Here is a 24,272-nt window from a genome sequence, read left to right on the forward strand (position 1 = left end):
CCTATCAAATACTTCAACACCGCCGCCACCGGCCCGCTCTGGGCTGGGAAACGGCATTCCACAAGTAGACGCCGAGCAACGGTGCGCTTAATTCAATGGGGACTACATGACTGTTACAAACTCAATGCTCCATCCAGGCGCACCGGACGTTGATTTCGTCCCTTCGCGTTATCGCGCCGAACTTCCCCGCCTAGTCAAAAGGATGGTCGGAACCGACCCAGCCGGCGCGCTGGCCTTGATTCAGTACGACCGCGCGACTTCGGCGCCAGCCAATGACAACCTCGACCTGACGATCGAGAACGACGACAACCGGCGCGGCCGATTTGCCGATCCTGATGTGCACGCAAAGCCGGCGGGCATCGTGATGGATACGGACAGCATCCTGCGCACCCGCCCAAGCATCGACGAGTTAATGGCCGCGGCCCCTCCCGGTTCGCCCGTCACCTTCGACAAGCGCCCCGACCGGCGCGATCCAGTTATCGCCCGCTGCGGAACGGTTGTCCTCGACCTGACACCGGGACAGGAGCACCCGATAGATACCGGCTTCATCGTCGAATACGGACGGACGTCGAAGGACAAGCCGAGGCGCCCTTCCTGCCGCATGACCGGCGACCGCGGACCCGCAGAGCCGAAGCGCTCACAGGCGGCTGTCTGGGCGTATCTACGCCTTCCTGCTAGCACTCCCACGGCCGGCGGCTGGATGCGGCCTTGCGTTCCCCTCGGCGCCGTTACGGGTGGCTTGCATGGCCTGTCTCGCTCTGGCCCCAAGCACGACAATCGCTTCGGCGTGGTGGAAGGACGTGCGCTTCTGCGGAGCCTTGGCGTTGATGGCTCGGTACCGTTCGAGATAGCGCGGTTTCAAGCACGACGCATCGCGGTGAAGGGTAGGCCTGCCATTGCGCGCGGTGCCGAATTTGGAGGCGTGACGCAAGCGCACAGCGCGGACAAGTCCCAGCCGGTGCCGATGCCAGAGCGCGACCCGCGCGAGGAATTGGGAGCGCAGACCGTGGCTGTTCTGGAGATCGTATTATCCGGCGGCACGCTTGAGGACATTGGGAAGCACTTGGGCGCTCCAGCCAGCACTGCGGCCCGTCATGGTAAGCCGGCGCTGCTGGCCGCCGTAGATGAGGTTAAGCGCGTCATGGGAGTCGCCGCGAACGATAATCAAGGAATTTGCTCGGAGGCAGCGTAGCCGAGTCGATTCCGCAGCCACTGAGACGGGTCATAATAGGAGATGTAGAAATACATCCTCTCTGTAGACCCCTTCGACTTCAAACGACCTCGCTTCGGCGGGGTCGTTTTCTTTCATCCATTCAATGCGGCGTGCCGCACCTCTCGCTGCGCAGAGCGTCCCGCTGCGTGGCCGCCCGGCGTTCGAGCTTTGGCTCCGCCGGGCACCTCATCATGGAGCAATCATGGAGCGCGCCTACAGCCAGCGCCTAGCCGAAATCGCCGGCCGCGGTTTCTCGTCATCACGGCAGTTGCTTCGCGCCCTGCGTGAAGCGGGCCTGGTTCCTGGCCATGGAAACGCGCCGACCGCTGCAGACATCGCAAACATCGTCTTGGCGCTTTCCGCCGAGACGATCGCCACGGCACCGAAACGCGCACGGGCTCTTTCAACCTTGCCGCAGACATCGGCCACCGGCCTGCCGCCGACCGCGGGCGCCATGCTGGCAGCGCTGCTAGTGGCTCGCAAGACATCGCCAGTCTTCGGTGACTTCGACATCGAGGATGGGTTTCTCCACCTCGGCGCGACGGGCATCGTCCTCGAATGCCTGACCCTGACCGGAAAACGCGCCTGCGTGCGCTATGGCGCCGGCGCCGACGGCATTTCCAACGCGACGATCATCCCGCTCCCGATCGTTGCGAAATTCTCCCACCTAATTTGAGATCCCATGAAACCAATCGATATTCCGAAGATCAAAGATTGCTCTGACATTCTTGCCGGGCTTGAAGCTCGTCAGACCGAGATCAGTCACCAGATCAACAAAAAGTTCGCCGAGCAGCTTGCCATCGGCGCCGAGCCAGATGATGCGCCCCCAGTCGATCCCGCGGAAGCGCGCGTGGCTGCGCTACTGGGCAAGCCGCCCGCCCCTGTGACGGGGTCAAAGCGCGAGCGGCTGGGCAAGCTCACACTGGAGCTTTCCGACCTGCGGCGCGCGCTGGAAATGTTGAACCAGCAAATCTACGTCGAGCGGTCGAAAGCCATGCGTGTGCAACGCGCCCATGTGCGACCGGAGTTTCTGCGACGTATGGGCGTCTTCTGCCGCGCACTTGCCGGCGTTCACGCGGCCAATTTGTCGCTTCGGGAACTGGAAGACGCTGTCGAAGCTGCTGGGTGCAATCAGCACCATGAAGATTTGCGCGTACCGAACAGCATCGGCTCGCCAAAGGACAAGGATGGGCCGCTCGCGCGCTTTTTCGCCGAGGCCGCAAAGGCCGGAGCGATCGACAAGCGCGATATTCCAGTGGAACTGCAATGACGATTAACGTGCCTGTGCCGCGCGCCGTCGCCGCTTTTCGCGAGAAAATGGCGGTTGCCGATGCGCCCTATGCCGCAACGACGAGGCGCAGACCATCCAGACAGACACCGGCGGCCCCTGCTGTAGCTCGCAGGCGATTTCTTTCGTCGGAAGGGCGAGAATTAGCACGACCAGCAGTCCAGGGCTGGGCCTGCCTTCACGACAAGGCGTTTTTCGCCAACGACCGGTTCCGCGTCCTCCGGCTGGGCGCGTTCTCGGATACGCTGAAGGACGGCAAACGGAAGCCGCTGATCTTCGATCATGATGCTCGCCGGGAATACGGCGACACCAACTCCGGACTAGAGTTCGCAAGTTGCTTGCAAGGCTTGGCGTTTCGAATGCCAATCCGAGATGACGAGGCTGGCCGAGCAATTTTTGACAACGTGATGTCAAATAAGCGCCCCTGCGTATCGATCGGAGCCGATGTTATCAAAAAGAAAGTCCGTTGGGCGAAAGATATCGAATTCGACGATTGCGCTCAGGTCGACCTGCGCGAGATCTCACTTGTTCCAGAGGGAGCCGTTTCGAATACATTTGCCGCGATTGTGGATCTGGACGATGAGAATCCGTTTCTCTGGGCGGCATGCCGGACGCCGGACTTCGCCGCCCAGGCGACGGTGGCGAATGTGACGGCTCGGGCATCTCGCCTCGTTGAGAGGCTAGAGCGGCTCAGGGCGGAGATCCGCTCGGGATGATCGTCAGCGTTTCATGCGGATATGTCCCAGCGCCCGGCAACGGGCCGCTCGGCAAGGTGGCTTGGACGGAAATCCTGACCGAGGGCGGTTCAACCATCAATGCTGCGCCCGATGCAAATCGGTTCGGACGTCCCTTCTTCGACATCCAGATTGGCAAGGCGGGCTTGCTCGCCATTGCTTCCGCGGAGCCTATCGACTTCGCTTACTACGCAGCCGGCCAGCGCCTTCTGCAGCCAGCCGATCCGGGCGACCGCGTGCATTGGATGGACCGGATGCACGGCACGGTCGTCGTTTTGAATCGCGCTACTGGGCTCGTCAGGCGTGACGGCGGTGACGAGACCTTTGCGGTTCGAGATCGCGCCGCCCCGTTCCGACCAGGCGACGCAGTCACCTTCAGCACGACACGCGATGTCGATCGCCAGGAATGGGCGATCGATCTTCAGCCAGCTTGAATCAACAGGATTACTTATGACCCATACCAACTCGCCGATCTTCGGCGAGATTATCCGGCTCACGCCCAATGGCGCCGTGATCCGGCCAGAGGGGCTCACGACGAACAGAGGCAACTTCGCGCACAACAGTTGCTTTGTGCAGGGCAAGGCCGAGGTCGGAGCTGTTGTCGAGTTCACACCATACCGGACGCCCAATCGCCGGCACCTTGCCCTCAACGTGCGTGTGCTGACGGTCGAGCAGGTCGAGGCGCGCAGATGCCTCGGGTGACGGACGGCAGGCGCCCTTGGTTGAGATGGTACGGCCTGGCGCGGTGGCAAAGGATGCGGGCAACGCAGTTGGCAGCCGAGCCGCTGTGTCGCTTCTGTCTCGACGGCGAGCATGTGACCGAGGCTATGATCGCGGATCATGTGGAGCCGCATCGCGGATCGGAAGCACTGTTCTGGGATCCAGGCAACCTCCAGTCTCTATGCGCCTCATGCCATAGCCGCCATAAACAAGCCGAGGAGCACGGCCGGACGGTGGTTCGGTTCGGCGCTGATGGCTGGCCAGTCTGACTGGAAAAATAATCTCAAAACCTGCGGCGTCGCGCGTTGCAGACCAGCACCGTTGCGTGCCGATCGGCTGCCCGACTTCTGGCAAGCCCCCCGGGGGCATATCGATTCCCTGCCGACCTCGCGCCAACCGCAACGGTCGGTTCCCAACGCGCAGAGCGCCACGATTGAAACAACGGGGGTAACCCATGGCGCGGCAGCGCCTATCACTAGCTCATGCGCGCCTGACCGGCGCCTATTCGAAGAACCCAAAGCGCTATCGTGCACGCGTTGAGCCGTCTGGCCTTGATCCAATCGGCGACCCGCCTGAATGGCTTGCTCCGGATATTGCGGAGCAGTTTCGCGACCTGACCGCCCGTCTTCCATGGCTAAACGCGAGCCACACCGGCATCACCGTGATTGCTGCGGTCCTACAGGCCCGCATGGCGCAGGGCGTACTGGGCGTTCCGGGCCTGCAATTGCTCCGCGTCACCCTGAATTCGATGGGCGCCACGCCGGCTTCCGCGCACAAGGTTGCGATGCCGGAGGTGTCGGCTGACGATCCCGCGGAGGAGTTTTTCCGCTAAAACAGCCGGCGCGACCCTGACCGTCGCGCCGGTTAGCCTTGATCAGGCCGAAGCTTTAGCGCGAGCGCGCTTCGGTGCCACGGGGGCGGGAATTGCCTTCCGACGCTGCTGGCCCAACCCCATTTTCTTCGCAAGTTGAGAGCGCGCCTCCGCGTAGGCCGGCGCGACCATCGGATAATCCGGGGGTAGGTTCCACTTCGCGCGATACTGATCGGGGGTCATGTCGTAGGCGGTGCGAAGGTGCCGCTTCAGAGATTTGAATTTCTTGCCGTCCTCAAGGCAGATCAGGAAATCGGCCGTGATCGACTTCTTGACTGGAATGGCGGGCGACGCTCGCTCTTCCTGAACCGGCTCAGGCTCCTTACCAAGGCCGACTAGAGCGGAGTGTGTGTTAGCAATCAATGCCGAAAGTTCGGCCATTGGCACACTATTGTTCGAAACGAACGCTGAAACGATATGCGCGGCCAAGTCGACTAGCGCTTCGTTGTTTTCTGACAATTCCATTCTCCTGCCGTCCGCTGAAAACTCAGCGATCTGTTTCTTTCCAGAGCTCAAACTATCGGATTCTAATATGAGAATAAACCCTATATATTCGGAAACTTGTTTATTCCTTCTACCTCGACATGGCCGGCACTAGCGCGAAAACAGCCGCGTCGATCGCGCGGCTTAAAAGGCGCCTGGCGCGCGTCCCCATCGAAGTTCGATCTGCGGCCGCGGCACAGGCCCTGATCGAGGGCAACAATCTCGTCGTCGCCCTGCGCGGCAGCTCACCAAAAGACGACGGCACGCTCCGCGACAGCATCCGGCTCGAACAGGGCAAATACGGTGACAAGTTCTACGTCAAAGCCGGCGGCTCGAAGACGACGAAGCCAGTGCGCGAAGGCGAATCAGCAAGCTACGACTACATTTTTGCCAGCGAATACGGAACGGCACACCAGCCGGCACGCGCCTGGTTCTACCCAACCTATCGCGTCAGGCGGAAGGCGATCCGCAAACGCATTGAAGATGCTGCGCGCGCTGCGGCAGCCAAACTATCGGATTGAATGATGAGTGAAGCCGACCAAGACCGCGAGCCTCTTCAGTAGCGGGTCGAAAGGCAGCGGCTCGTCGGATGAGGACCGCGTGACATCGGTCGAGCGCTATATGGACGCGCTCATGAAAGCGCAGTCCATGGCCGAGGCAGAGCGCCAGACGGTCAACATGACGTCGGTCGAGCGTGCGAAGGCGAAGGCTTTGGTCGAAGGTCAGGCTGCCGCTCAACGCGATGTCACGTCAGGTCTGCGCGAGACGGCAGTTCTGACCCAAGGCGAGAAAGATAAAATTCTCGGAATCGCCGAAGCGACGGCCAAATGGAAAGAAGAAACCAAGAACGTAAAGGAATCCTTGGATTTCGCCAAGGATCTAACAACCGATGTGTCCAAGGGTTTCGTTGATGACTTGATGAACGGAACCAAAGCAGCCGACGCTTTCAACAATGCGCTCAGGCGTATCATGTCCACGCTGGCCAACAAGGCCATTGAAGGACTGATCGGCAGCATGTTCGGCGGCAGCAGCGGCGGCGGAAATATCTTCGGTGTGATCGGAAAGGCGTTCGGTTTCGCCGACGGCGGACCCGTGGGCGCCGTGAATTCTGATCATATGGAGGTGCTCGCGTGAGTGCTGTTGCGACGTTTATCGAGCACGACCGCGTGCACCTGCTGGCTGACGCCTGTTTCTATGATGAAGCCGGCACACTGACGGCGATCGAGCCGAAGGTGCGGCCTGTGCCGCGGGCGAGCGCAGTGTTCTCAAGCCGAGGATCCCGCTGGGCGTTTGACGCCTTCGAGATGGCTTGTGAATGCATCGAATACGACGGCTTCGACGGGTTCGTTTCGAAACTGGACGACATCTTCGCGGTGTTCGACTTGTTGATGGGCGGACTCCTTGGGGAGATCGTCATCGCTGGCTGGTCGGACAAGGACGGCGTCGGACGCGTGCTCTATCGCAAGACGTACGACCGGGACGGCGATGATTGCGAGCCGGGGGTTGTCTATGTGATGGGCAAACGCTCCGGCTTCGGCGTCGACCGGCTAGACCTTGGCGATGACTGGTCGGAAGAACGCGCCGTTGCGGCTTTCCAGCGGGGTCGAGAGCGGGCCGAGGACATCACCTACGGCATGGGCGACGAGCCGGTTCTGCGTCATGCCGTGGGCGGGTACGTTACGCACGCCATTGTCACCGCTGACGGTGTCGGACTGACGCGCATCTGTGAATGGCCGGACGAGATTGGTCATAAGATCAATCCGGGTGGGACGACAACAATCTTCGATTGGAGCGAGATCTGGCCTGAGATTAGTCGCCGTGAGCAATCCCTGCTACGACCAGCTTGTTACCCAGCGTGCTGCCAAGGTGGAGCCGGACGGGTTCCGGCGTTGACGGCGCGGCCAGCTTAGCCAGAGCCTCAAAGGACAAATACCGCGAACTCTCGGCATTTGAGCCCAGTTCACGCGCTATCCGCATGAACTTTTGAGCGGTGTCCTCGCTCATCCCGAATTCGCCGCGAACCCACGGCAAGAAATTGCCATGTCCTAGCGCCTCTTTTTGTTGTATCAAGTCTTCGCCAGTTTCGATGATGGCTTGGTACATCCGCCCCCTGATCCGCTCAGCAGCAGCCCGCGCGGACGCCGCCTTCTCGGCGGGCGCTAGAACTTCCTCGCGAACCGGCTCTGGGGCGACACGTGAACGCCAAATTGTGCTCAGGGCCACTGGCTTGAACCTTCAAGCCAGTCCGATCGGCCCGCTTCTGGTCAAGGGGCAGCATCCAGCCACAAAAAACCCCGCGGGGAGGCGGGGCAAGGTGGTGTTGGGCACACTGGTAACCAGCCGCCTGGCCTATTGTTCCGAAGCCGGGCCGGATAGGCTGGAACTTTCAACGTCCTAGGTCTGTTGCCGCATTAATAAGGAGGGATGCCATGACAAAATTCCTACCGGGGCGAACGACCACCATCGGGAACGACCGATATGGATGAAGCGCTGGTCGCAGCCGGAATGGTGGCGGTCGCCGCCATCGCCTGGTTCGCATCGCGTCGCTGGCATTTGTAGCTAGGGAGCGTCGTCCCGCGGACCTCGGGCGAACTGGCTAATAGCCAACAGGACAAGCTCGTCCTCATTACGACAAACCGGAAGCAAGGCGGTTACGATCTGAGCGAGCCGCGAACGTTCGGCTGCCTCGTCGTCCGAAACGATGCCTTCCGCGACGACCTGGCGCCAAGCTTCTTGAAACGCCGCGTGCGCGAGCGCCAGTTCGCCTGGATCCGTGAGTGATGAAAAGGGCATGGGCGATCGGGAGATGGTTAACGGCGAGCGCAGATTTATTGGCCGGACACGCCGAACTCGCCCGATCGACCGCGCAGTCCTCACAACCCGATTACCGAGATGTTCTACCGTCTCCGGAAGCCGAAGTAACGACCATCTATCCTCAAGATTTGTCAGAGATCGGCTTGCCGCTGCTCTTGCCGCGAGCCTGTCCGATCATCTCGGATTCGTCCGTGAGCGCGCCGCGGCGATCCGCCTTTTGCTGCGCAGTCGCATCCGAGCCCCTGAGAGCCTCGTCCACGGCATCCGCTGCATGTGATCTCACCTCGTCCGCACTGGTCTGCATTTCTGCTTCTGTGGCCGCTTGGCGGGCCGGTAGGTGCAGTTTCACAACGCCCTCACCGCGTGAATCATCAATGAACTCGACGCCAGCGGATTGAAGAGCATTGCGAATGGCCGTGAGCGTGCTCACCCGCGAATCCGTTAAGCCGCGCTCGATGTTCTTGATGCTCATCTCGGAGACCCCCGACGCGGCTGCCAGGTCCGTCTGCTTCCAGTTCAAAAAGGCTCGTGCGGCCCGTATCTGTGCGGCGCTGATCATGCTCGTACCGTATGTGATAATGACCGTAGGGGAAAGAAAATTGTTTCTGAAGGTTATTTTTGTGGTTGACGGCTATCAAGCTAACCCTTACGGTTAATTTATCGACCCAAAGGAGCCAGTCCATGACCCGCAACGCAGTTAACAACCTACTGCCCTTCGAGACCTACATCCTTGAGATTGTCGAGTCGGAGTATGTGCCCACCTGCGACGGACTGGGCATGGTGCTGAAGTGCAAGGCTCAGGTCGTGAGCGGCTCGTATGAGGGGCGTCCCTATTGGCTGAACTACTGCCTTGAGCATCAGAGCGACGAGCGAAACGAGGCAGGTCAGCGCGCCTTCGCTGGGCTTCGTCGAGCAACCGGCGTGCTGAGCCCGAATTTCAGTACGGACCTGCACTTCAAGCCGTTCGGCGTGAAGATCGGTATTAAGGCCCGCAAAGACACCGGCGAACTCGAAAACGTCATCAAGCAGTACATGTTTGAGGCGGATGGCGAACCGCCGCGGCCGCCTGCCTCTGGCTGCCCAACAACCGAATGGCGAAAGGCGGCCTAACGAAGCGCGGTCAGCGAAGGGACGGGCAGTCGCGGCGATGCGGCGATGCCCGTCATCAGACGCTTTCGATCACTCGTCCGGCAAAAGTCATATAATCCGCGCCGACCGACGTAATCCTAATATGGCACCGTCCACCGTCGTCTGTCTCAAGCATTAGATCGCCTTGAAGGTCTGCGAGCGCCAGTACTTTGGGGTCGCAGAGCAGCTTACCCGATCTATCGTTCGACATGTCGCAAACCACCTCGGAACGTTGTCCTGTCTTCGTGATCAAGCGGGCCATAGGTTCGATCCTTCTACGCGAGGGTGGCGACGCGCTCGCGTCCGGGGTGACAGACTGCTTCGTCCATCAAATCGTTGCGCGTGAGCGGAACCAGTCCTTTGATATGGGTAATCGCTTGAAAAAACACTAGGGGCAGCTCGATATTAATAGGTCAAATTCAAAAAAATATAAGTATTTCCCTAATGATATCTGCGAATTAACGACCTCCTATCAAGCTGTAATTTTGTTTACAGCGCAATTTGGTGTGTGACGCTTGCCTCATATCTTGTTTCCGCCGCTACGAGTATAATCGAACGCGACACGCGCGAAGGGCATCACGGCGGACGAGCCGACGAAGCTCCTGAAGCCGAAGTGAACGCAAGCGCCAACCTGGCGGATGTGTCAGCGGCGCGACGGCCCGTCTGCGCAAGGGGGCGGGCTTCTAGATTCTGGTTACAAACGAGGCTGGCTGGCTACAGTGTGGCTACAAATTTTATAGCCAGCGCTTCAATCTGTAATTAAGTTGTTGATTTCGTTGGTGAGCGGGGAGGGGATCGAACCCTCGACCACATGATTAAAAGTCACGTGCTCTACCACTGAGCTACCCGCCCTCACCGAGGCGCTGACATACGGAGCGATGCCGCCCGGGTCAACTCGTTCGATGAAGTCGTCACCATCTCAAGCGCCGCGAGGCCGCCGACCGGCGAAACCCGGCGTTTTCTTGCGGCATCGCAGCATCGGAACTTCTGGACGCCCTTCCCCTCCCATGCATTCTGGGGGCGCCCATAACAACGAACGGCGATTCAACGCCGGGGGATTCCAACTGATATCGGGAGAGAGAGAATGGACGAACGGGAAATCCGCGGCCTCGTCGCGGATGTGAAGGGTGGCGCGCTGTCGCGACGATCCTTCATCCAGAGGATGGCGGCAGTGGGCATCACGGCCCCGATCGCGAGCCAGATCCTGGCATGGAACGATGTGGCGATGGCAAACGCCGCGCTGCAATACAAGCCGACCAAGGCCGGCGGCGGCGGGGCGCTGAAGATCCTGCTCTGGCAGGCGCCGACCCTGCTCAACCCGCATTTCGCCTCGGGCACCAAGGACCAGATCGCCTCGCGCATCTTCTTCGAGCCGCTCGCCGGCTGGGACAAGGAAGGCAACCTCTTCCCGCAGCTTGCCGCGGAGATTCCGAGCAAGGCCAATGGCGGCCTCTCGGCAGACGGCAAGGAGGTCATCTGGAAGCTGAAGCAGGGCGTGAAGTGGCATGACGGCAAGCCGTTCACCGCCGACGACGTCGTCTTCACCTGGGAATATGCCGCCGATCCGGCGACCGCCGCCTACACCACCGGCTCCTACACCAACATCAAGGTCGAGAAGATCAACGATCACACCGTCAAGGTGATCTTCAAGGACCCGACGCCGTTCTGGGCCGATCCCTTCGTCGGCGTCGCCGGCATGATCATCCCGAAGCACCATTTCGGCGACTACAAGGGCGCGAAGTCGCGCGAAGCGCCCGGCAACCTGAAGCCGGTCGGCACGGGCCCCTACAAATTCGTCGACTTCAAGCCCGGCGACATTCTCACCGGCACCCGCAATGAGGACTACCACGTCAAGAACCAGCCGCATTTCGACACGCTCGAAGCCAAGGGCGGTGGTGACGCGGTCTCGGCGGCGCGTGCCGTGCTCCAGACCGGCGAATACGACTATGCCTGGAACATGCAGGTCGAGGACGAGATCCTCAAGCGCATGGAGACCGGCGGTCGCGGCAAGGTGGTGGCGGTTCCCGGCGGCGACATCGAGTTCATCATCCTGAACACGACCGATCCGTGGACCGAGGTCGATGGCGAGCGCTCCAGCGTCAAGACCAAGCATCCGACGCTGTCGGATCCGAAAGTGCGCGAGGCGATCAACCTGCTGATCGACCGCGATTCGATCCAGAAGTTCATCTATGGCCGGGGCGGCACCGCGACGGCGAGCTTCGTCAACGAGCCCAAGCAGTTCAAATCGCCCAAGCTCAAATACGAATTCAACATCGACAAGGCCAACAAGATCCTCGACGACGCCGGCTGGAAGAAGGGCGCCGACGGCATTCGCGAGAAGGACGGCAAGAAGCTCAAATACGTCTTCCAGACCTCGATCAACGCCCCGCGCCAGAAGACCCAGGCCATCATCAAGCAGGCCTGCCAGCGCGTCGGCATCGACCTCGAGCTCAAGTCGGTCACGGCGTCGGTCTATTTCTCTTCCGACGTGGCCAACCCCGATACCTACACCAAGCTGTATTGCGACATGGAGATGTACACCACGACGCAGCCGCAGCCCGATCCGGAGCGCTTCCTCAACCAGCTCGTCTCCTGGGAGATCGCCAACAAGGAGAACAAGTGGCTGGGCCGCAACGTCTCACGCTACTCGGACCCTGAAGCCGACAAGGCCTACAAGGCCGCCCAGAAGGAGTTCGACCCGGTCAAGCGCGCCGCGCTGCTGATCAAGGTCAACGAGATCTTCTGCGAGGCCAATATCCTGCTGCCGATCCTCTCACGCACGGTCGTCGGTGCCTCGGCCAACAACCTGGAGGCCGATATCTCCGGCTGGGAGGTCACGACCTGGAATTTGGCAGCCTGGTATCGGACCTGAGCGCACCGCCATTTCAAACAGGACCGGCCCCTTCGGGGGGCCGGTCCGCTAATCCAACAAACCCCGTTCCAGAGCCACATCGATGCAGCCATGGATATGGCCGTGCAACAGCCGCTGCGCCTCGCCTGCGTCGCGGTGAAGCGCGCAATCGAGCAGCGCGCGGTGCTCCCCGATCGAGGTCGGTCCCCAGAAGATGAAAAACACCATCTGGTAGCGCAGATAGCGCTCATAGATCCCGGCATGGAGATCGAGCAGCGCCTTTGAGCCACAGGCCGAGACCAGCGCCTGATGAAACTCGAAATCGTAGCGCTTCCACTGCTGCGTGCCGGAATCGTCGCCGGTCAGCAGGCGCTCCTCCATGCGGGCGAGCTTGTGATGGGCCGCGACGACGCGCCCTTCCCATTCCATGTCGCCGGCTGCGAAAGATTGCGCGAGCGCGTGGCTCTCGATCAACAGCCTGAGGTCGGCGAGCTCCCGGAGTTCGCTGGCCGTGCAGGGCGCGACCTGGAAGCCGCGCTGCCCTTCCGCCACGACAAATCCCTCCGGCGCGAGGCGATTCAGGATTTCGCGAAGCGTGCTGATGCCGACGCCATAAACCGGCCGCAGCTTGTCGAGCGTCAGCCGCTGGCCGGGCTGCAGGCGCCCGAAGACGATATCCTGCCGGATTCGCTCATAAGCCTGCTCGCCCGTGGACAGAGCGGCGATCTCCTCGCCGCCGCTATCCGCTGCCGCTTCCGCCATGACATCCCCTTTCCTGATCATGACGCAGATTAAGCCCTTCGGCCGAGCGAGCCAACCGTTAAAGCTGTCCATCCATGAAATAGCAGACGATCTACGAATTATCGGTTGATTTGAATCGGGCACCGAGTAGGATCGTCGGCACAAGAAGCCGACGGAGCCGTGGACTCCGCAGCGAAGGATCTCGGGAGGTCATCATGTCGGCAGGCGGGAAGCCGGCAGCCGGGCGCGGCTGCATCTACATCCTGAACGGCCCCAACCTGAATCTGCTCGGGCAGCGCGAGCCGGCAATCTATGGCAGCACGACGCTGGCCGAGATCGGCGAGCGCTGCGCGGCCAAGGCGAAGACGCTCGGTTTCACCGTCGACTTCCGCCAGACGAATTTCGAGGGCGAGCTCGTCGAAAGCGTACAGCAGGCGCGGCAGGAGGCCTGCGGCATCATCATCAACCCGGCCGGCTACAGCTTTACCTCGGTAGCCTTGCTCGATGCGCTGAAAATGTTCGAGCGACCGAAGATCGAGCTGCACATCTCGAACGTTCATGCGCGCGAGAGCATCTATCACAATTCGCTGGTTTCGCGGACGGCGACCGGGATCATCATCGGGCTCGGCGCCGCCGGCTATGAGCTTGCCATCCAGGCGATGGCCGGGCTGGTGGAGGCCTGAATATGGCTTTGATCGCCGCAAGCCGGATCGACGATGCGGAGCGGCGGCCTTCAGCGGCGCAGCGTGCGCAGCATGGTATCGATCGCAGCGGCCCTGCGGCGCGTCAGAGCCTCCGGCGCGCCCATGTCGTGGCCGAAAATCTGGCGGATGCTCGCGCGGTTCGAGACGTTGTAGAAGGCGAGCGCACTGATCGTCAGGTGGATGTCGATCGCTTCGATCCCCGGCCTGAACACGCCCCCCGCGACGCCGCGTTCATAGGCCTCGCGGATCATGTCGATCACCGAGAGGTTGAGGGCGGAGATCCTGTCGGACGACGCAAGGTGTCGGGCGTGATGGATGTTCTCGATCATCACCATCCGAACGAAATCCGGGTTCTCGGCGTGATAGTCGAAGGTGAATCCCGTAAGCAGCGCGATCGCCTCTTCCGGCTCCAGGCTCGCAAGGTCGAGCCCGCGCTCGAAGCTGCGGATGCGCTCATACATCTCTTCAAGGACAGCGCGATAGAGCCCCTCCTTGTCGTCGAAATAGTAGTAGATCATCCGTTTGCTGGTGGCGGTTCGGGCTGCGATCTCGTCGACGCGGGCGCCGCTCAGGCCGTTCTCGACGAATTCCAGCCGCGCCGCCTCCAGGATACTGCGGCGCACGCCCTCCGGGTCCTGGGTCCAGGACGCCGATTTCCGGCTCGTTCCCCGCGGTTTGATCGCTGCCTTGCTCATGTTCTACCCGGCGCCCTGCTGCCCCGCCGACCTTCGGCGGCACCCAAATGGACAGCTCGGTTAATTTCGCTTGACCAAATGAACTAAGTGGTACAATTAACATACCATCGGCCTCATGCAAGCTGCGTGAGCGACTGAAAAGGCCCTCGCAAGAAGGGCTGCGAAGACAGACGGGACCCGGACCGACCCCTTTTTTCGAGAAGGTCGGCCGCTTTGGGAAGCGCCATGAATTACAAGCTCGATTTCACTCCCGTGATCGAGGGCATGCCCGACCTCCTGATGGGCTGCCTCGGCACGTTTCTGCTGGCGCTCAGCGGGATGGCGCTGGCCATCGTGATCGGAATCGGCGGCGTGGTGCTGCGGGATTCACGCTTTGCCCCCGTGCGCTTTCTGGTGCGGGCTTTCGTCGAGATCATCCGCAACACGCCCTTCCTGGTGCAGATCTTCTTCATCTACTTCGCGCTGCCGCTGACGGGCCTGCGCCTCGACCCGACGCCGACGGCGATCATCGCGCTCGGCATCAATGGCGGCGCCTATGCCATCGAGATCATCCGCGGCGGCGTCCAGTCGATCAGCAAGGGCCAGACCGAGGCCGGTCTGGCGCTTGGCCTGCACAAGGCGCAGGTCTTCCGGCTGATCGTGCTCAAGCCGGCGCTGCGCGCGATCTTCCCGTCGCTGACCAGCCAGTTCGTGCTGCTGACGCTGACCACCTCGGTCGCCTCGGCGATCTCCGCCTATGAGCTGACCTCGGTCGCGCAGCGGATCGAGTCCGACAGTTTCCGCTCTTTCGAGGTCTACGGCACGATCACGCTGTTCTACCTCGTGATCTCCTGGGTGATGATGCGCTTCTTTTCGGCGATCTCGACCCGCTACTTCAGCTATCCGGTGAAGTGAGGGCGCGATGGGCTGGAACGAATTCCTCTTCCTCCTCACCGGCCTGAAATGGACCGTGGCGCTGTCGGCGATCGGCTTCGTCTTCGGTTCGGTCTCCGGGCTCGGGATCGCGCTGATGCGCACGTCCGGACGTTCGCTGCTGGAACGGATCACCGCCGGCTATATCGCCCTGTTCCAGGGTACGCCGCTCCTGATGCAGCTCTTCGTCGTCTATTACGGGCTGGCGCTGGTCGGGCTGAAGCTCGATGCCTGGGTCGCGGTCGCGATCGGCTTCACGCTGCATGCCAGCGCCTATCTCGGCGAGATCTGGCGCGGCTCGATCGAGGCGGTCCCGAAAGGGCAGACCGAGGCCGCCAAGGCGCTGAGCCTACACTATGTCTCGCGGATGCGGGACGTGATCCTGCCGCAGGCGATCCGCATCTCGCTGCCCGCGACGGTCGGCTTCCTGGTCCAGTTGATCAAGGGCACCTCGCTTGCCGCCATCGTCGGCTTCACCGAGCTGACGCGGGCCGGCAACATCGTCTCCAACCAGATCTTCCAGCCGCTCCTCGTCTTCGGGATCGTCGGCGTCCTCTACTTCCTGCTGTGCTGGCCGCTCTCGCTCTACGGCTCGCATCTGGAAAAGCGCATGGCCATCGCCGCGCGCTGAGCATCCCGGTTCAACGCCTAGACCAACCACCAACTATAAAGGGAGAGAAACATGACGAAGATGAAATCCACCCGCCGCAGCCTGCTGATCGCCGGCGCAGCCGCGCTGGCCCTGCCCGCCCTGGTCGGCAGCCCGGCGCAGGCGATCACCCCGGCCGAGATCAAGGCCAAGGGCAAGATCGTGGTCGGCATCCAGGGCGACAACCCGCCATGGGGTTTCGTGACCAGCGCCGGCAAGCAGGATGGCCTCGACGCCGACATCGCCACGCTCTTCGCCAAGGAGCTGGGCGTGCAGGTCGAGTTCGTGCCGCTCGAGGTCAACAACCGCATCCCGGCGCTGACCACCGGCCGCGTCGACGTGCTCTTCGCGACCATGGCGATGCTGCCGGAGCGCGCCAAGGCCGTGCAGTTCTCGAAGCCCTATGTCGCCAACACCATCGTGCTGATCGGTCCCAAGAAGGACAAGATCACCACCAACGAGGACATGGCGCGCTATACGATCGGCGTCGCCAAGGGTGCGGCGCAGGACACGCAGGTGACCAAGAACGCGCCGGCAGGCACGACGATCCGTCGCTATGACGGCGACGCGCCCTCGATCCAGGCGCTGGTCTCCGGCCAGGTCCAGGCGCTCGGCGGCAACATCTTCTACATGCAGCGCGTCGAGCAGGGTCGCCCCGGCGAGTTCGAGAACAAGCTCGAGTTCCAGAACCTCTACAACGGCGCCTGCACCCGCCTCGGCGAGAAGGAGATCAACGCGGCGCTCAACACCTTCATCGACAAGATCAAGGCGAATGGCGAGCTGCAGAAGGTCTACGACAAGTGGATGAAGGTGCCGGTGCACAAGTTCCCGGACAGCCTCGAAGGCATCACCTTCACCGCGAGCTGAGCGCTCCGGACCATCTCCGCGCTACTCTGAAGCGCGGAGATGGTCCGACGCCTTGTTTGATCGCATTTCCTCTCGCGAACCGGCGTCCACTTCGCTCGAAAATGCTTTAGGGACCGGAGCCCGGACCATGAACCAGCCAGTCCTCAAGAGCGCCGCTGCGGCGGATGCCATGATCGCCATGGCGCATGTCGAGAAATGGTATGGCGACTTTCTGGCCCTGACCGACATCAACCTCGAAGTCCGCAAAGGCGAGCGCATCGTCCTGTGCGGCCCTTCAGGCTCCGGCAAGTCGACGCTGATCCGCTGCATCAACCATCTGGAGACCTACCAGAAGGGTGAGATCAGGGTCAGCGGCGCCAAGGTCGACGACAACGCGAAGACCATCGACGCGGTTCGCCGCGAGGTAGGCATGGTCTTCCAGCACTTCAACCTGTTCCCGCATATGAGCGTGCTGCAGAACTGCATGCTGGCGCCGATGCGCTCGCTCGGCGCGAGCAAGGCGGAGGCAGAAGCGACCGCCCGCCAGCTGCTCGGCCGGGTTAAGATTCTCGAACAGGCAGAGAAGTATCCTGCCCAGCTCTCGGGCGGCCAGCAGCAACGCGTCGCCATCGCACGCGCGCTCTGCATGAAGCCCAAGGTCATGCTGTTCGACGAGCCGACTTCAGCCCTCGACCCGGAGATGGTCAAGGAGGTGCTCGACACCATGATCGCGCTCGCCGACGAAGGCATGACCATGATCTGTGTCACCCATGAGATGGGCTTCGCCCGGCAGGTGGCGAACCGCGTCATCTTCATGGCAAACGGTGCCATCGTCGAGGAGGCGCCGCCCGAGGAGTTCTTCCATAACCCGCGCCAGGAGCGGACCCGGAAGTTTCTCGGCGAAATCCTCCACAAGCACTGAACCCAAACGCCTGCAACGGAACGCAACCATGTCCCGCCTCGTCTATGTCCTGAACGGCCCGAACCTGAACCTGCTCGGCAAACGCCAGCCGCATATCTACGGGCACGAGACCCTGGCCGATGTCGAACGCGATTGCCGGATGCTGGCCGAGGAGCTGAAGCTGGAACTGCGCTTCCATCAATCCAACCGCGAATACGAACTGATCGACTGGATCCATGAGGCGCGCGAGGACGGCGCGGGCATCGTCATCAACCCCGCGGCCTTCACCCATACCTCGGTCGCGCTGCTCGATGCGCTCAACACCTTCGAGGGGCCGGTGATCGAATGCCATATCTCGCAGGTGCATAAGCGCGAGGCGTTCCGCCACCATTCCTATGTCTCGCTGCGTTCCGACGGCGTCATCGCCGGCTTCGGCACGCAGGGTTATCAGCTCGGGCTGCGTCGCATCGCCAAGCTGATCGACGACAAGGCCGCTTGAGGATCGATCCTATGGCTCCGGTCAAAATCGCGGTGATGGGTGCGGGCCTGATCGGCAAGCGCCACGCTGTCCATGTCAGGGCCCAAGAGGGCGCGCTCCTGTCGGCGATCATCGACCCGGCGCCAGCCGGCAAGGCCTTCGCCGCGGAGATGGGCGTCACGTGGTACCCGGCATTCGACGCCGTCCCCGCCGGCGCGAGGCCGGACGGCGTCATCGTGGCGACGCCGAACCAGCTCCATGTCGCCAATGGGCTGGAGCTGGCGGCGGCCGGCATCCCGATGCTGGTCGAGAAGCCGATTGCGGATAGCGTCGATGGCGCGCGCAAACTGGTTCAGGCGGCGGAGGCTGCGGGTGTGCCCCTGCTCGTCGGCCACCACCGGCGCCATAATCCGATGATCCGCAAGGCGCGCGAGACCATCGACGCCGGCCGGCTCGGCCGCGTCCTGACGCTGACCGGGCAGTTCTGGCTGGTGAAGCCGGACGCATATTTCGACGTCGACTGGCGCCGGCAGGAAGGCGCCGGGCCGATCCTGATCAACCTGATCCACGATATCGACCTGTTCCGCTATCTCTGCGGCGAGATCGTCGGGGTGCAGGCGCAAAGCTCGAATGCGGTGCGCGGCAACCCGGCCGAGGAGACGGCCGTCGCCATCCTGCGCTTCGCCAATGGCGCGCTTGGCACGGTCAGCGCCTCCGACACCGTGGTCTCGCCCTGGAGCTGGGAGCTGACGACCGGCGAGAATCCGGCCTATCCGCGCCAGGACCAGTCCTGCTACCAGATCGGCGGCACGCACGGGTCGCTGACTATCCCGGCGCTCGAACTGTGGGGCCATACCGACAAGCGCGGCTGGTGGGAGCCGCTGAAGCGCGAGCGCATCCCATTCGTTCCAGAAGATCCGCTCCAGGCCCAGATCCGGCATTTCTGCGCGGTGATCCGCGGCGAAGAGGAACCCCTCGTCTCCGGCCGTGAGGGGTTGGCGACGCTCGCGGTCATCGAGGCGGTGAAACAGGCGGCGCGCTCCGGCGGCCCTGTCGAGGTGGCGACCGAACCTGTGTCGGCGAGGGCTTCGACATGATCAAGGGCACGACACGGCTGATCGGCCATCTCGGCTTTCCGACCGAGAGCTTCAAGGCGCCGATGATCTACAACCCCTATTTCGAGCGGGATGGGATCGACGCCGTCGTCGTGCCGATGGGCTGCCGCAGCGAGGATTACCCCGACTTTCTCAAGCTGTTCTTCCGGCTGTCCAACGCGCATGGCGCGCTGGTGACCATGCCGCACAAGGTGACCACAACCGGCCTCGTCGACACGCTCTCCCCGACCGCCGCGATTGCCGGCGCCTGCAATGCGGTGCGCCTTGAGCCGGACGGCCGGCTTGCCGGCGACATGTTCGATGGCGAAGGTTTCGTCCGCGGTGTCCTGCGCAAGGGGCGCACGCTCGCTGGCGCCCGGGCGCTCGTCGTCGGCGCCGGAGGCGTCGGCTCGGCGATCGCCGCATCGCTGGCGAAGGCCGGTGTCGGTGAACTCGGCCTGTTCGATACCCACGGGGCGATGGCCGAGGAGCTGGGCCGGCGGCTTGTCGCGCACTACCCTGCCCTGCGCGTCACGACCGGTTCGAACGATCCAGAGGGCTTCGACATCATCGTCAATGCGACGCCGCTCGGCATGAAGCCGGGCGATCCCTTGCCGCTCGATGTCGCCCGCCTGCCCTCCTCCGCCCTGGTCGGCGAGGTCGTGATGGCGCAGGAAATCACGCCGTTTCTGGCGGCGGCACGCGCACGCGGCTGTGCGGTGCAGGTCGGCACCGATATGCTGTTCGAGCAGATCCCCGCCTATCTGGAGTTCTTCGGCCTGCCCACGACCACGGCCGAAGATCTGCGCGCCGTGGCGCGGCTGGGCTGAGAGGAGGCAATCCCGTGGTTCCATCGATCGCCACCGTCTGCGTCTCCGGCACGCTCCAGGAAAAGCTCGAAGCCATCGCTGCCGCCGGCTTCACGGCGGTCGAGATCTTCGAGAACGACCTGATCGCCTTTCCGGGCTCTCCGGCCGAGGTTCGGCGCATCTGTGGCGATCTCGGCCTGACGATCGTGACCTGCCAGCCCTTCCGCGATTTCGAGGGCATGCCGGAGGCGCGCCGCCAGCGCGTCTTCGACCGGGCGGAGCGCAAGTTCGATCTGCTGCAGGAGCTGGGGACAGATCTGCTTTTCGTCTGCTCCAGCGTCTCGCCTGAAGCACTTTCCGGCATCGACCGGCTCGCGGCCGATTTCATCGAGCTCGGCGAACGGGCCGGCCGGCGGGGCCTGCGCGTTGGCTACGAGGCGCTGGCCTGGGGGCGGCATGTCTTCGACTATCGCGACGCCTGGGAGATCGTGCGCCGCGCGAACCGGCCGGAAGTCGGGATCGTGCTGGATTCCTTCCACATCCTGGCGCGGGGGCTCGACCTTTCGGCCATCGGCACCATCCCGCGCGACAAGATCGCGATGGTGCAGATGGCGGACGCGCCGCTGCTGCAGATGGACCCGCTGTCATGGAGCCGGCACTGGCGCTGCCTGCCCGGACAGGGCGATCTCAACCTTTCCGGCTTCATGCGCGCTCTGGTCTCGACCGGCTATGACGGGGTGCTGTCACTGGAGATCTTCAACGACCGCTTCCGGGCAGGCTCCGCCCGTTCCGTCGCGCTCGACGGCCATCGCTCGCTGATCTGGCTGCTCGACGAAACGGCACGCCAGATCGGCAAGCCTTTGCCTGGCGCGGTGCCGATGCCGCCGCCGGCACCCGTCGAGGCGGTGGAGTTCATCGAGTTCGCCGTGTCGGAAGCCGAGCGGCCGGGCTTCGAGCGGCTGCTGCGCGCGCTCGGGTTTGCGCGTTCCGGCGCGCATCGCTCCAAGGATGTCGATCTCTGGAGCCAGGGCGATATCCGCATCGTGCTGAACAGCGAGGCGGACGGCTTCGCCCATAGCTACCAGATCACCCATGGCACCTCGGTCTGCGCTCTGGCGCTGCGCGTGCCGGATGCGCAGGCCGCAATCGCCCGCGCCACGGCTCTGCTCGACGTGCCGCATGCCGGCGCGGTCGGGCCGGCCGAGCTCGATATCCCGGCCGTGCGCGGGCTCGGCGGCAGCCTCGTCTATTTCCTCGACCACGCCTCGGCGCTCGGCCGCTGGGCCGAGGTGGATTTCGAGGCGACGGAGGAAACCGGACGCGATGCCGGGCTGACCGGCGTCGACCATGTCTCCCAGAGCATGCAGTACGAGGAGATGCTGACCTGGCTGCTGTTCTATTCGTCGCTGTTCGAGACGAAGAAGGCGCCGAGCCAGGCCGTGCTCGATCCCGGCGGCGTCGTCCAGAGCCAGGTCATTGAGAGCGGACTCGATGGCGAGAGGGGCCATGGGCTCCGGCTCATCCTCAACGGCTCGCAGAGCCACCGCACGCTCTCGGCCCGTTTCATCACCGATTTCTTCGGCTCCGGGGTGCAGCACATCGCCTTTGCGACCGACGACATCGCCGCGACGGTGGAGCGGCTGGTTGCGAACGGCGTGGCCATGCTGCCCATCCCCGAGAACTACTATGACGACCTCGAGGCCCGCTCCGACCTGTCGGAACAGGAAATCGATGCGATGAAGGCGTTGAACATCCTCTACGACAGCGATGCCTCGGGCATCTTCCGGCAGGCCTATACGCAGACTCTGGATGGCGGGCTGTTCTTCGAGATCGTCCAGCGCGACGGCTATGCCGGCTATGGCGCTGCCAATGCCGGCATCCGCCTGACCGCGCAATCCAGGCTCGCCCGCCCGATCAGCGTTCCCGCCCCGAGCCATGGCTGAGGATCTGACGATGACCTCTCCTTGCATCATCACCGTCGCGATCACGGGGTCGCTGCCGACGAAGAATGATAACCCCGCGGTCCCGATCACGATCGCGGAACAGGTCGAGTCGACACAGGAAGCCTTCGAGGCGGGCGCGACGCTGGTTCATGCCCATGTCCGCAACGATGACGGCACGCCAAGCTCCGATCCCGAACGCTTCGGGCGGCTGCTCGAAGGGCTGCGCCGACATTGCCCCGGCATGATCGTGCAGTTTTCGACAGGGGGGCGCTCCGGCGCAGGCCGCGAGCGCGGTGGCATGCTGCCGCTCCGGCCCGACATGGCCTCGCTGTCGACGGGCTCCTGCAACTTCCCGACGCGGGTCTATGAAAACAGTCCGGAGCTGGTCGACTGGCTGGCCGCCGAGATGAAGAGCCACGGTATCAAGCCGGAGATCGAGGCCTTCGACCTGTCGATGATCTTCAAGGCCGCCGAGATGGAGCAGGCGGGCGCGATCGCCGGGCCACTGCATGTTCAATTCGTGATGGGCGTCAAAAACGCCATGCCGGTCGATCGAGCCGTCTTCGAATTCTACATCGCGACCCTGAAGCGGCTCGCCCCGGCCGCGACCTGGACCGGCGCCGGGATCGGGCGCGACCAGATCACGCTCAATCGCTGGTCGCTGGAGCTCGGCGGCCATTGCCGGACAGGGCTGGAGGACAATGTCCGCCTCGATCGCGACACGCTCGCGCCGTCCAATGCGGCGCTGGTCCGGCGTATCGTCGCGCTGTGCCCCGAATATGCGCGCCATCCCGCCTCGGTGGCGGAGGCGCGCGCGCTCTTGTCCCTTCCCGCTGTCGCCTGACGGAGGCACGATGTCATGACCCGTCTCATCCTTCCCTATGCGGCACCGGACCAGGGCCAGCCGGCCTCGCTGTTCCCGGATTACCGCTCGACCGTGGCCCGCAGCCCACGGCAGGCGCCGATCATGGTCCCGCAGACGCTGACCGAGGTGACCGGCCCGAGCGACTGGTCCCGGCTGATGGGGCCGGCGATGTCCGACCTCACCGCCCAGCACAAGGGCGAGCCGCAAGGTCAGCGCATCGTCGTGACCGGCCGCGTGCTCGATGAGGACGGCCGGCCCGTTCCGAACACTGTCGTCGAGATCTGGCAGGCCAATGCCGCTGGCCGCTATATCCACGCCAAGGATGACTGGCCGGCGCCGCTCGATCCGAACTTCACCGGCGTCGGCCGCGTCGTCACCGACGGTGAGGGTCGCTACCGCTATGTCACGATCCGGCCCGGCGCCTATCCCTGGGGCAACCATAAGAACGCCTGGCGCCCGGCCCATATCCATCTCTCACTGCTGGGGCCGGCCTTCGCGACCCGGCTAGTCACGCAGATGTATTTCCCCGACGATCCGCTGATCGAGATCGATCCGATCGCCAACGCCGTGCCGATGCCCTATCGCCAGCGCATGGTCTCGCGCTTCGACATCGGCACCACCGTGCCGAACTGGGCGCTGGGCTATGTCTTCGACATCGTGCTCAAGGGCCGCGACCAGACACCGTTCGAGGACGATCATGACGACGACCACTGACTCGACGAGTGGGGACCTGGAAACCCGCAACGCCGCCCCGCGGCACGACAATCAGGACGCGGCGCTCTTCGGCCAGACGCCCTGGCAGACGGTCGGTCCCTATTTCCATTATGGCCTGCCGTGGAAGGGCGGCGCCGACCTTGTCGAGCGCTCCGATATGGGCGCGCGGCCGGACCTGATGCCGCCGGAGCATTTCCTGCTGTCGGGCTCGAATGTCTCGGGCACGCCGGGGGGCGAGGTCATCGCGCTGGCCGGCTGCGTCTACGATGCCGACGGCAAGCCGATCGAGGACGCGATGATCGAGATCTGGCAGGCCAACGCGGCGGGCCGCTATGCCAGCCCGGACGATCTTCGTGAGGAGGTGCCGCTCGACCGGCATTTCGTCGGTTTCGGCCGGGCGTCGACCGACAAGGGCGGCGTCTTCCGCTTCCGCACCATCCGCCCCGGCCGCGTGCCCGGCCCCGGCAACAGCCTGCAGGCGCCGCATATCGCGCTCTCGGTCTTCGGCCGCGGCCTGCTGAAGCGGCTGCCGACCCGACTCTATTTCGCCGACGGCGAGGGCAACGAATCCGACCCGATCCTCAATCTGGTGCCCGAAGCGCGTCGCCACACCCTGATCGCCCAGCGCAAGCCGGACGGCACCTGGTGGCTCGACATCAACCTCGCCGGCGAGAACGAGACGGTCTTCTTCGATCTGTAGAAGCGCGGCGCGCTCGCCCGGCCGCTATGCTCGGGCTTGACCCGAGCATAGCGGGACGAGAACGTACCGGCGCCTTCCTGCGAGAGATTCTCGGGTCTGCGCTTTGCTCCGCCCGAGAA

General features: G+C 63.2%; 30 protein-coding genes and 1 tRNA gene. 25 read left to right on the forward strand and 6 right to left on the reverse strand.

Annotated elements, in window-relative coordinates; all coding sequences use genetic code 11:
• Nucleotides 1–106: 106 nt before the first annotated feature.
• The 8 genes from AC1DDA_RS00200 (at nucleotide 107) to AC1DDA_RS00235 (ending at nucleotide 4,787) form a co-directional block, all read left to right on the forward strand.
• Nucleotides 107–1,192, forward strand: a complete 1,086-nt coding sequence (locus AC1DDA_RS00200; protein ID WP_476794153.1) for a hypothetical protein — start codon at nucleotides 107–109, stop codon at nucleotides 1,190–1,192.
• Between the two features lie 223 nt (nucleotides 1,193–1,415).
• Complete coding sequence (locus AC1DDA_RS00205) at nucleotides 1,416–1,889, forward strand: hypothetical protein (protein WP_476794154.1); 474 nt, start codon at nucleotides 1,416–1,418, stop codon at nucleotides 1,887–1,889.
• Nucleotides 1,890–1,895: 6 nt separating this feature from the next.
• On the forward strand, nucleotides 1,896–2,483 hold the full coding sequence (locus AC1DDA_RS00210; protein WP_476794155.1) for a hypothetical protein: 588 nt from the start codon (nucleotides 1,896–1,898) through the stop codon (nucleotides 2,481–2,483).
• Nucleotides 2,480–3,217: an HK97 family phage prohead protease gene (locus AC1DDA_RS00215; protein ID WP_476794156.1), complete on the forward strand. Its 738-nt coding sequence runs from the start codon at nucleotides 2,480–2,482 to the stop codon at nucleotides 3,215–3,217. The genes AC1DDA_RS00210 and AC1DDA_RS00215 overlap by 4 nt, the downstream gene beginning before the upstream one ends.
• Nucleotides 3,214–3,669, forward strand: a complete 456-nt coding sequence (locus tag AC1DDA_RS00220) for a hypothetical protein (protein ID WP_476794157.1) — start codon at nucleotides 3,214–3,216, stop codon at nucleotides 3,667–3,669. The genes AC1DDA_RS00215 and AC1DDA_RS00220 overlap by 4 nt, the downstream gene beginning before the upstream one ends.
• Before the next feature lie 16 nt (nucleotides 3,670–3,685).
• Nucleotides 3,686–3,937, forward strand: a complete 252-nt coding sequence (locus AC1DDA_RS00225; RefSeq protein WP_476794158.1) for a hypothetical protein — start codon at nucleotides 3,686–3,688, stop codon at nucleotides 3,935–3,937.
• A gap of 53 nt (nucleotides 3,938–3,990) precedes the next feature.
• Nucleotides 3,991–4,224 (forward strand): HNH endonuclease, encoded by a 234-nt coding sequence (locus AC1DDA_RS00230; RefSeq protein WP_476794159.1) that lies wholly within the window; start codon nucleotides 3,991–3,993, stop codon nucleotides 4,222–4,224.
• Nucleotides 4,225–4,409: 185 nt separating this feature from the next.
• The gene (locus AC1DDA_RS00235; RefSeq protein ID WP_476794160.1) at nucleotides 4,410–4,787 is read left to right on the forward strand and encodes a hypothetical protein; all 378 of its coding nucleotides are present in this window, start codon (nucleotides 4,410–4,412) and stop codon (nucleotides 4,785–4,787) included.
• 42 nt (nucleotides 4,788–4,829) lie between these two features.
• Here AC1DDA_RS00235 and AC1DDA_RS00240 read toward each other — a convergent pair whose 3' ends face one another.
• Nucleotides 4,830–5,291 carry a Ros/MucR family transcriptional regulator gene (locus tag AC1DDA_RS00240; RefSeq protein ID WP_476794161.1) on the reverse strand — a complete coding sequence of 154 codons (462 nt, stop codon included), beginning with the start codon at nucleotides 5,289–5,291 and terminating at the stop codon, nucleotides 4,830–4,832.
• 119 nt (nucleotides 5,292–5,410) lie between these two features.
• Here AC1DDA_RS00240 and AC1DDA_RS00245 point away from each other — a divergent pair, with 119 nt between their 5' ends.
• From AC1DDA_RS00245 to AC1DDA_RS00255, 3 genes are read left to right on the forward strand one after another with little or no spacing between them, the layout of a single operon-like run.
• Nucleotides 5,411–5,830 carry an HK97-gp10 family putative phage morphogenesis protein gene (locus AC1DDA_RS00245; RefSeq protein ID WP_476794162.1) on the forward strand — a complete coding sequence of 140 codons (420 nt, stop codon included), beginning with the start codon at nucleotides 5,411–5,413 and terminating at the stop codon, nucleotides 5,828–5,830.
• Nucleotides 5,831–5,837: 7 nt separating this feature from the next.
• The gene (locus tag AC1DDA_RS00250; protein WP_476794163.1) at nucleotides 5,838–6,443 is read left to right on the forward strand and encodes a hypothetical protein; all 606 of its coding nucleotides are present in this window, start codon (nucleotides 5,838–5,840) and stop codon (nucleotides 6,441–6,443) included.
• Nucleotides 6,440–7,219, forward strand: coding sequence for a hypothetical protein (locus AC1DDA_RS00255; protein WP_476794164.1), 780 nt, complete (start codon nucleotides 6,440–6,442; stop codon nucleotides 7,217–7,219). The genes AC1DDA_RS00250 and AC1DDA_RS00255 overlap by 4 nt, the downstream gene beginning before the upstream one ends.
• Here AC1DDA_RS00255 and AC1DDA_RS00260 read toward each other — a convergent pair.
• Both AC1DDA_RS00260 and AC1DDA_RS00265 read right to left on the reverse strand, forming a co-directional pair.
• Nucleotides 7,119–7,412: a DUF3102 domain-containing protein gene (locus AC1DDA_RS00260; protein ID WP_476795105.1), complete on the reverse strand. Its 294-nt coding sequence runs from the start codon at nucleotides 7,410–7,412 to the stop codon at nucleotides 7,119–7,121. The two genes, AC1DDA_RS00255 and AC1DDA_RS00260, sit on opposite strands and share 101 nt — an antisense overlap.
• A gap of 832 nt (nucleotides 7,413–8,244) precedes the next feature.
• Nucleotides 8,245–8,682 (reverse strand): helix-turn-helix domain-containing protein, encoded by a 438-nt coding sequence (locus AC1DDA_RS00265; RefSeq protein WP_476794165.1) that lies wholly within the window; start codon nucleotides 8,680–8,682, stop codon nucleotides 8,245–8,247.
• Nucleotides 8,683–8,804: 122 nt separating this feature from the next.
• Between AC1DDA_RS00265 and AC1DDA_RS00270 the strand changes: the two genes are divergently transcribed.
• Nucleotides 8,805–9,233 (forward strand): hypothetical protein, encoded by a 429-nt coding sequence (locus tag AC1DDA_RS00270; protein WP_476794166.1) that lies wholly within the window; start codon nucleotides 8,805–8,807, stop codon nucleotides 9,231–9,233.
• A gap of 795 nt (nucleotides 9,234–10,028) precedes the next feature.
• Here the strand turns inward: AC1DDA_RS00270 and AC1DDA_RS00275 are convergent.
• Nucleotides 10,029–10,103 (reverse strand) — tRNA-Lys (locus tag AC1DDA_RS00275).
• 232 nt (nucleotides 10,104–10,335) lie between these two features.
• On the opposite strand from AC1DDA_RS00275, the gene AC1DDA_RS00280 reads away from it, so the two are divergent.
• Entirely contained in the window at nucleotides 10,336–12,123 is a 1,788-nt protein-coding gene (locus tag AC1DDA_RS00280) for a peptide ABC transporter substrate-binding protein (RefSeq protein ID WP_476778324.1), read from the forward strand.
• Nucleotides 12,124–12,171: 48 nt separating this feature from the next.
• Here AC1DDA_RS00280 and AC1DDA_RS00285 read toward each other — a convergent pair whose 3' ends face one another.
• On the reverse strand, nucleotides 12,172–12,864 hold the full coding sequence (locus tag AC1DDA_RS00285) for a GntR family transcriptional regulator (RefSeq protein WP_476794167.1): 693 nt from the start codon (nucleotides 12,862–12,864) through the stop codon (nucleotides 12,172–12,174).
• A gap of 194 nt (nucleotides 12,865–13,058) precedes the next feature.
• On the opposite strand from AC1DDA_RS00285, the gene aroQ (AC1DDA_RS00290) reads away from it, so the two are divergent.
• Nucleotides 13,059–13,526: a type II 3-dehydroquinate dehydratase gene (aroQ, locus tag AC1DDA_RS00290; RefSeq protein WP_476794168.1), complete on the forward strand. Its 468-nt coding sequence runs from the start codon at nucleotides 13,059–13,061 to the stop codon at nucleotides 13,524–13,526.
• A gap of 50 nt (nucleotides 13,527–13,576) precedes the next feature.
• On the opposite strand, the gene AC1DDA_RS00295 is transcribed toward aroQ (AC1DDA_RS00290), so the two are convergent.
• Complete coding sequence (locus AC1DDA_RS00295; protein ID WP_476794169.1) at nucleotides 13,577–14,170, reverse strand: TetR/AcrR family transcriptional regulator; 594 nt, start codon at nucleotides 14,168–14,170, stop codon at nucleotides 13,577–13,579.
• 297 nt (nucleotides 14,171–14,467) lie between these two features.
• Here AC1DDA_RS00295 and AC1DDA_RS00300 point away from each other — a divergent pair, with 297 nt between their 5' ends.
• From AC1DDA_RS00300 to pcaG, 11 genes are all read left to right on the forward strand, one after another.
• The gene (locus tag AC1DDA_RS00300; protein WP_476794170.1) at nucleotides 14,468–15,136 is read left to right on the forward strand and encodes an amino acid ABC transporter permease; all 669 of its coding nucleotides are present in this window, start codon (nucleotides 14,468–14,470) and stop codon (nucleotides 15,134–15,136) included.
• A gap of 7 nt (nucleotides 15,137–15,143) precedes the next feature.
• The gene (locus AC1DDA_RS00305; RefSeq protein WP_441513315.1) at nucleotides 15,144–15,785 is read left to right on the forward strand and encodes an amino acid ABC transporter permease; all 642 of its coding nucleotides are present in this window, start codon (nucleotides 15,144–15,146) and stop codon (nucleotides 15,783–15,785) included.
• 51 nt (nucleotides 15,786–15,836) lie between these two features.
• Nucleotides 15,837–16,670, forward strand: coding sequence for a transporter substrate-binding domain-containing protein (locus AC1DDA_RS00310; RefSeq protein ID WP_441513314.1), 834 nt, complete (start codon nucleotides 15,837–15,839; stop codon nucleotides 16,668–16,670).
• 169 nt (nucleotides 16,671–16,839) lie between these two features.
• Nucleotides 16,840–17,571: an amino acid ABC transporter ATP-binding protein gene (locus AC1DDA_RS00315; protein ID WP_476778764.1), complete on the forward strand. Its 732-nt coding sequence runs from the start codon at nucleotides 16,840–16,842 to the stop codon at nucleotides 17,569–17,571.
• A 28-nt stretch (nucleotides 17,572–17,599) separates the two neighbouring features.
• Nucleotides 17,600–18,049, forward strand: coding sequence for a type II 3-dehydroquinate dehydratase (gene aroQ, locus AC1DDA_RS00320; RefSeq protein WP_441513313.1), 450 nt, complete (start codon nucleotides 17,600–17,602; stop codon nucleotides 18,047–18,049).
• An 11-nt stretch (nucleotides 18,050–18,060) separates the two neighbouring features.
• The gene (locus AC1DDA_RS00325; protein ID WP_476794171.1) at nucleotides 18,061–19,125 is read left to right on the forward strand and encodes a Gfo/Idh/MocA family protein; all 1,065 of its coding nucleotides are present in this window, start codon (nucleotides 18,061–18,063) and stop codon (nucleotides 19,123–19,125) included.
• The gene (locus AC1DDA_RS00330) at nucleotides 19,122–19,952 is read left to right on the forward strand and encodes a shikimate dehydrogenase family protein (protein WP_476794172.1); all 831 of its coding nucleotides are present in this window, start codon (nucleotides 19,122–19,124) and stop codon (nucleotides 19,950–19,952) included. Before AC1DDA_RS00325 ends, AC1DDA_RS00330 begins: the two co-directional genes overlap by 4 nt.
• 14 nt (nucleotides 19,953–19,966) lie before the next feature.
• The gene (locus tag AC1DDA_RS00335; protein WP_476794173.1) at nucleotides 19,967–21,874 is read left to right on the forward strand and encodes a bifunctional sugar phosphate isomerase/epimerase/4-hydroxyphenylpyruvate dioxygenase family protein; all 1,908 of its coding nucleotides are present in this window, start codon (nucleotides 19,967–19,969) and stop codon (nucleotides 21,872–21,874) included.
• A 10-nt stretch (nucleotides 21,875–21,884) separates the two neighbouring features.
• Nucleotides 21,885–22,718: a 3-oxoadipate:acetyl-CoA acetyltransferase gene (locus AC1DDA_RS00340; protein ID WP_476794174.1), complete on the forward strand. Its 834-nt coding sequence runs from the start codon at nucleotides 21,885–21,887 to the stop codon at nucleotides 22,716–22,718.
• 15 nt (nucleotides 22,719–22,733) lie between these two features.
• The gene (pcaH, locus tag AC1DDA_RS00345; RefSeq protein WP_476778333.1) at nucleotides 22,734–23,453 is read left to right on the forward strand and encodes a protocatechuate 3,4-dioxygenase subunit beta; all 720 of its coding nucleotides are present in this window, start codon (nucleotides 22,734–22,736) and stop codon (nucleotides 23,451–23,453) included.
• The gene (pcaG, locus tag AC1DDA_RS00350) at nucleotides 23,437–24,153 is read left to right on the forward strand and encodes a protocatechuate 3,4-dioxygenase subunit alpha (protein WP_476794175.1); all 717 of its coding nucleotides are present in this window, start codon (nucleotides 23,437–23,439) and stop codon (nucleotides 24,151–24,153) included. The genes pcaH and pcaG overlap by 17 nt, the downstream gene beginning before the upstream one ends.
• Nucleotides 24,154–24,272 lie beyond the last annotated feature (119 nt).

This window comes from Allobosea sp. 10N428 (genome assembly GCF_056394545.1).

What these genes read in the sequence shown, in the direction of transcription:
- AC1DDA_RS00325 (WP_476794171.1), top strand. Translation starts at nt 18,061, where the DNA reads ATGGCTCCGGTCAAAATCGCGGTGATGGGTGCGGGCCTGATCGGCAAG.
- AC1DDA_RS00330 (WP_476794172.1), top strand. Translation starts at nt 19,122, where the DNA reads ATGATCAAGGGCACGACACGGCTGATCGGCCATCTCGGCTTTCCGACC.
- AC1DDA_RS00340 (WP_476794174.1), top strand. Translation starts at nt 21,885, where the DNA reads ATGACCTCTCCTTGCATCATCACCGTCGCGATCACGGGGTCGCTGCCG.
- AC1DDA_RS00225 (WP_476794158.1), top strand. Translation starts at nt 3,686, where the DNA reads ATGACCCATACCAACTCGCCGATCTTCGGCGAGATTATCCGGCTCACG.
- AC1DDA_RS00285 (WP_476794167.1), bottom strand. Translation starts at nt 12,864, where the DNA reads ATGGCGGAAGCGGCAGCGGATAGCGGCGGCGAGGAGATCGCCGCTCTG.
- pcaG (WP_476794175.1), top strand. Translation starts at nt 23,437, where the DNA reads ATGACGACGACCACTGACTCGACGAGTGGGGACCTGGAAACCCGCAAC.
- AC1DDA_RS00235 (WP_476794160.1), top strand. Translation starts at nt 4,410, where the DNA reads ATGGCGCGGCAGCGCCTATCACTAGCTCATGCGCGCCTGACCGGCGCC.
- AC1DDA_RS00265 (WP_476794165.1), bottom strand. Translation starts at nt 8,682, where the DNA reads ATGATCAGCGCCGCACAGATACGGGCCGCACGAGCCTTTTTGAACTGG.
- AC1DDA_RS00205 (WP_476794154.1), top strand. Translation starts at nt 1,416, where the DNA reads ATGGAGCGCGCCTACAGCCAGCGCCTAGCCGAAATCGCCGGCCGCGGT.
- AC1DDA_RS00215 (WP_476794156.1), top strand. Translation starts at nt 2,480, where the DNA reads ATGACGATTAACGTGCCTGTGCCGCGCGCCGTCGCCGCTTTTCGCGAG.
- AC1DDA_RS00230 (WP_476794159.1), top strand. Translation starts at nt 3,991, where the DNA reads ATGCGGGCAACGCAGTTGGCAGCCGAGCCGCTGTGTCGCTTCTGTCTC.
- AC1DDA_RS00305 (WP_441513315.1), top strand. Translation starts at nt 15,144, where the DNA reads ATGGGCTGGAACGAATTCCTCTTCCTCCTCACCGGCCTGAAATGGACC.
- AC1DDA_RS00315 (WP_476778764.1), top strand. Translation starts at nt 16,840, where the DNA reads ATGATCGCCATGGCGCATGTCGAGAAATGGTATGGCGACTTTCTGGCC.
- aroQ (WP_441513313.1), top strand. Translation starts at nt 17,600, where the DNA reads ATGTCCCGCCTCGTCTATGTCCTGAACGGCCCGAACCTGAACCTGCTC.
- pcaH (WP_476778333.1), top strand. Translation starts at nt 22,734, where the DNA reads ATGACCCGTCTCATCCTTCCCTATGCGGCACCGGACCAGGGCCAGCCG.
- AC1DDA_RS00310 (WP_441513314.1), top strand. Translation starts at nt 15,837, where the DNA reads ATGACGAAGATGAAATCCACCCGCCGCAGCCTGCTGATCGCCGGCGCA.
- AC1DDA_RS00220 (WP_476794157.1), top strand. Translation starts at nt 3,214, where the DNA reads ATGATCGTCAGCGTTTCATGCGGATATGTCCCAGCGCCCGGCAACGGG.
- AC1DDA_RS00240 (WP_476794161.1), bottom strand. Translation starts at nt 5,291, where the DNA reads ATGGAATTGTCAGAAAACAACGAAGCGCTAGTCGACTTGGCCGCGCAT.
- aroQ (WP_476794168.1), top strand. Translation starts at nt 13,059, where the DNA reads ATGTCGGCAGGCGGGAAGCCGGCAGCCGGGCGCGGCTGCATCTACATC.
- AC1DDA_RS00260 (WP_476795105.1), bottom strand. Translation starts at nt 7,412, where the DNA reads ATGTACCAAGCCATCATCGAAACTGGCGAAGACTTGATACAACAAAAA.
- AC1DDA_RS00300 (WP_476794170.1), top strand. Translation starts at nt 14,468, where the DNA reads ATGAATTACAAGCTCGATTTCACTCCCGTGATCGAGGGCATGCCCGAC.
- AC1DDA_RS00280 (WP_476778324.1), top strand. Translation starts at nt 10,336, where the DNA reads ATGGACGAACGGGAAATCCGCGGCCTCGTCGCGGATGTGAAGGGTGGC.
- AC1DDA_RS00270 (WP_476794166.1), top strand. Translation starts at nt 8,805, where the DNA reads ATGACCCGCAACGCAGTTAACAACCTACTGCCCTTCGAGACCTACATC.
- AC1DDA_RS00245 (WP_476794162.1), top strand. Translation starts at nt 5,411, where the DNA reads ATGGCCGGCACTAGCGCGAAAACAGCCGCGTCGATCGCGCGGCTTAAA.
- AC1DDA_RS00200 (WP_476794153.1), top strand. Translation starts at nt 107, where the DNA reads ATGACTGTTACAAACTCAATGCTCCATCCAGGCGCACCGGACGTTGAT.
- AC1DDA_RS00210 (WP_476794155.1), top strand. Translation starts at nt 1,896, where the DNA reads ATGAAACCAATCGATATTCCGAAGATCAAAGATTGCTCTGACATTCTT.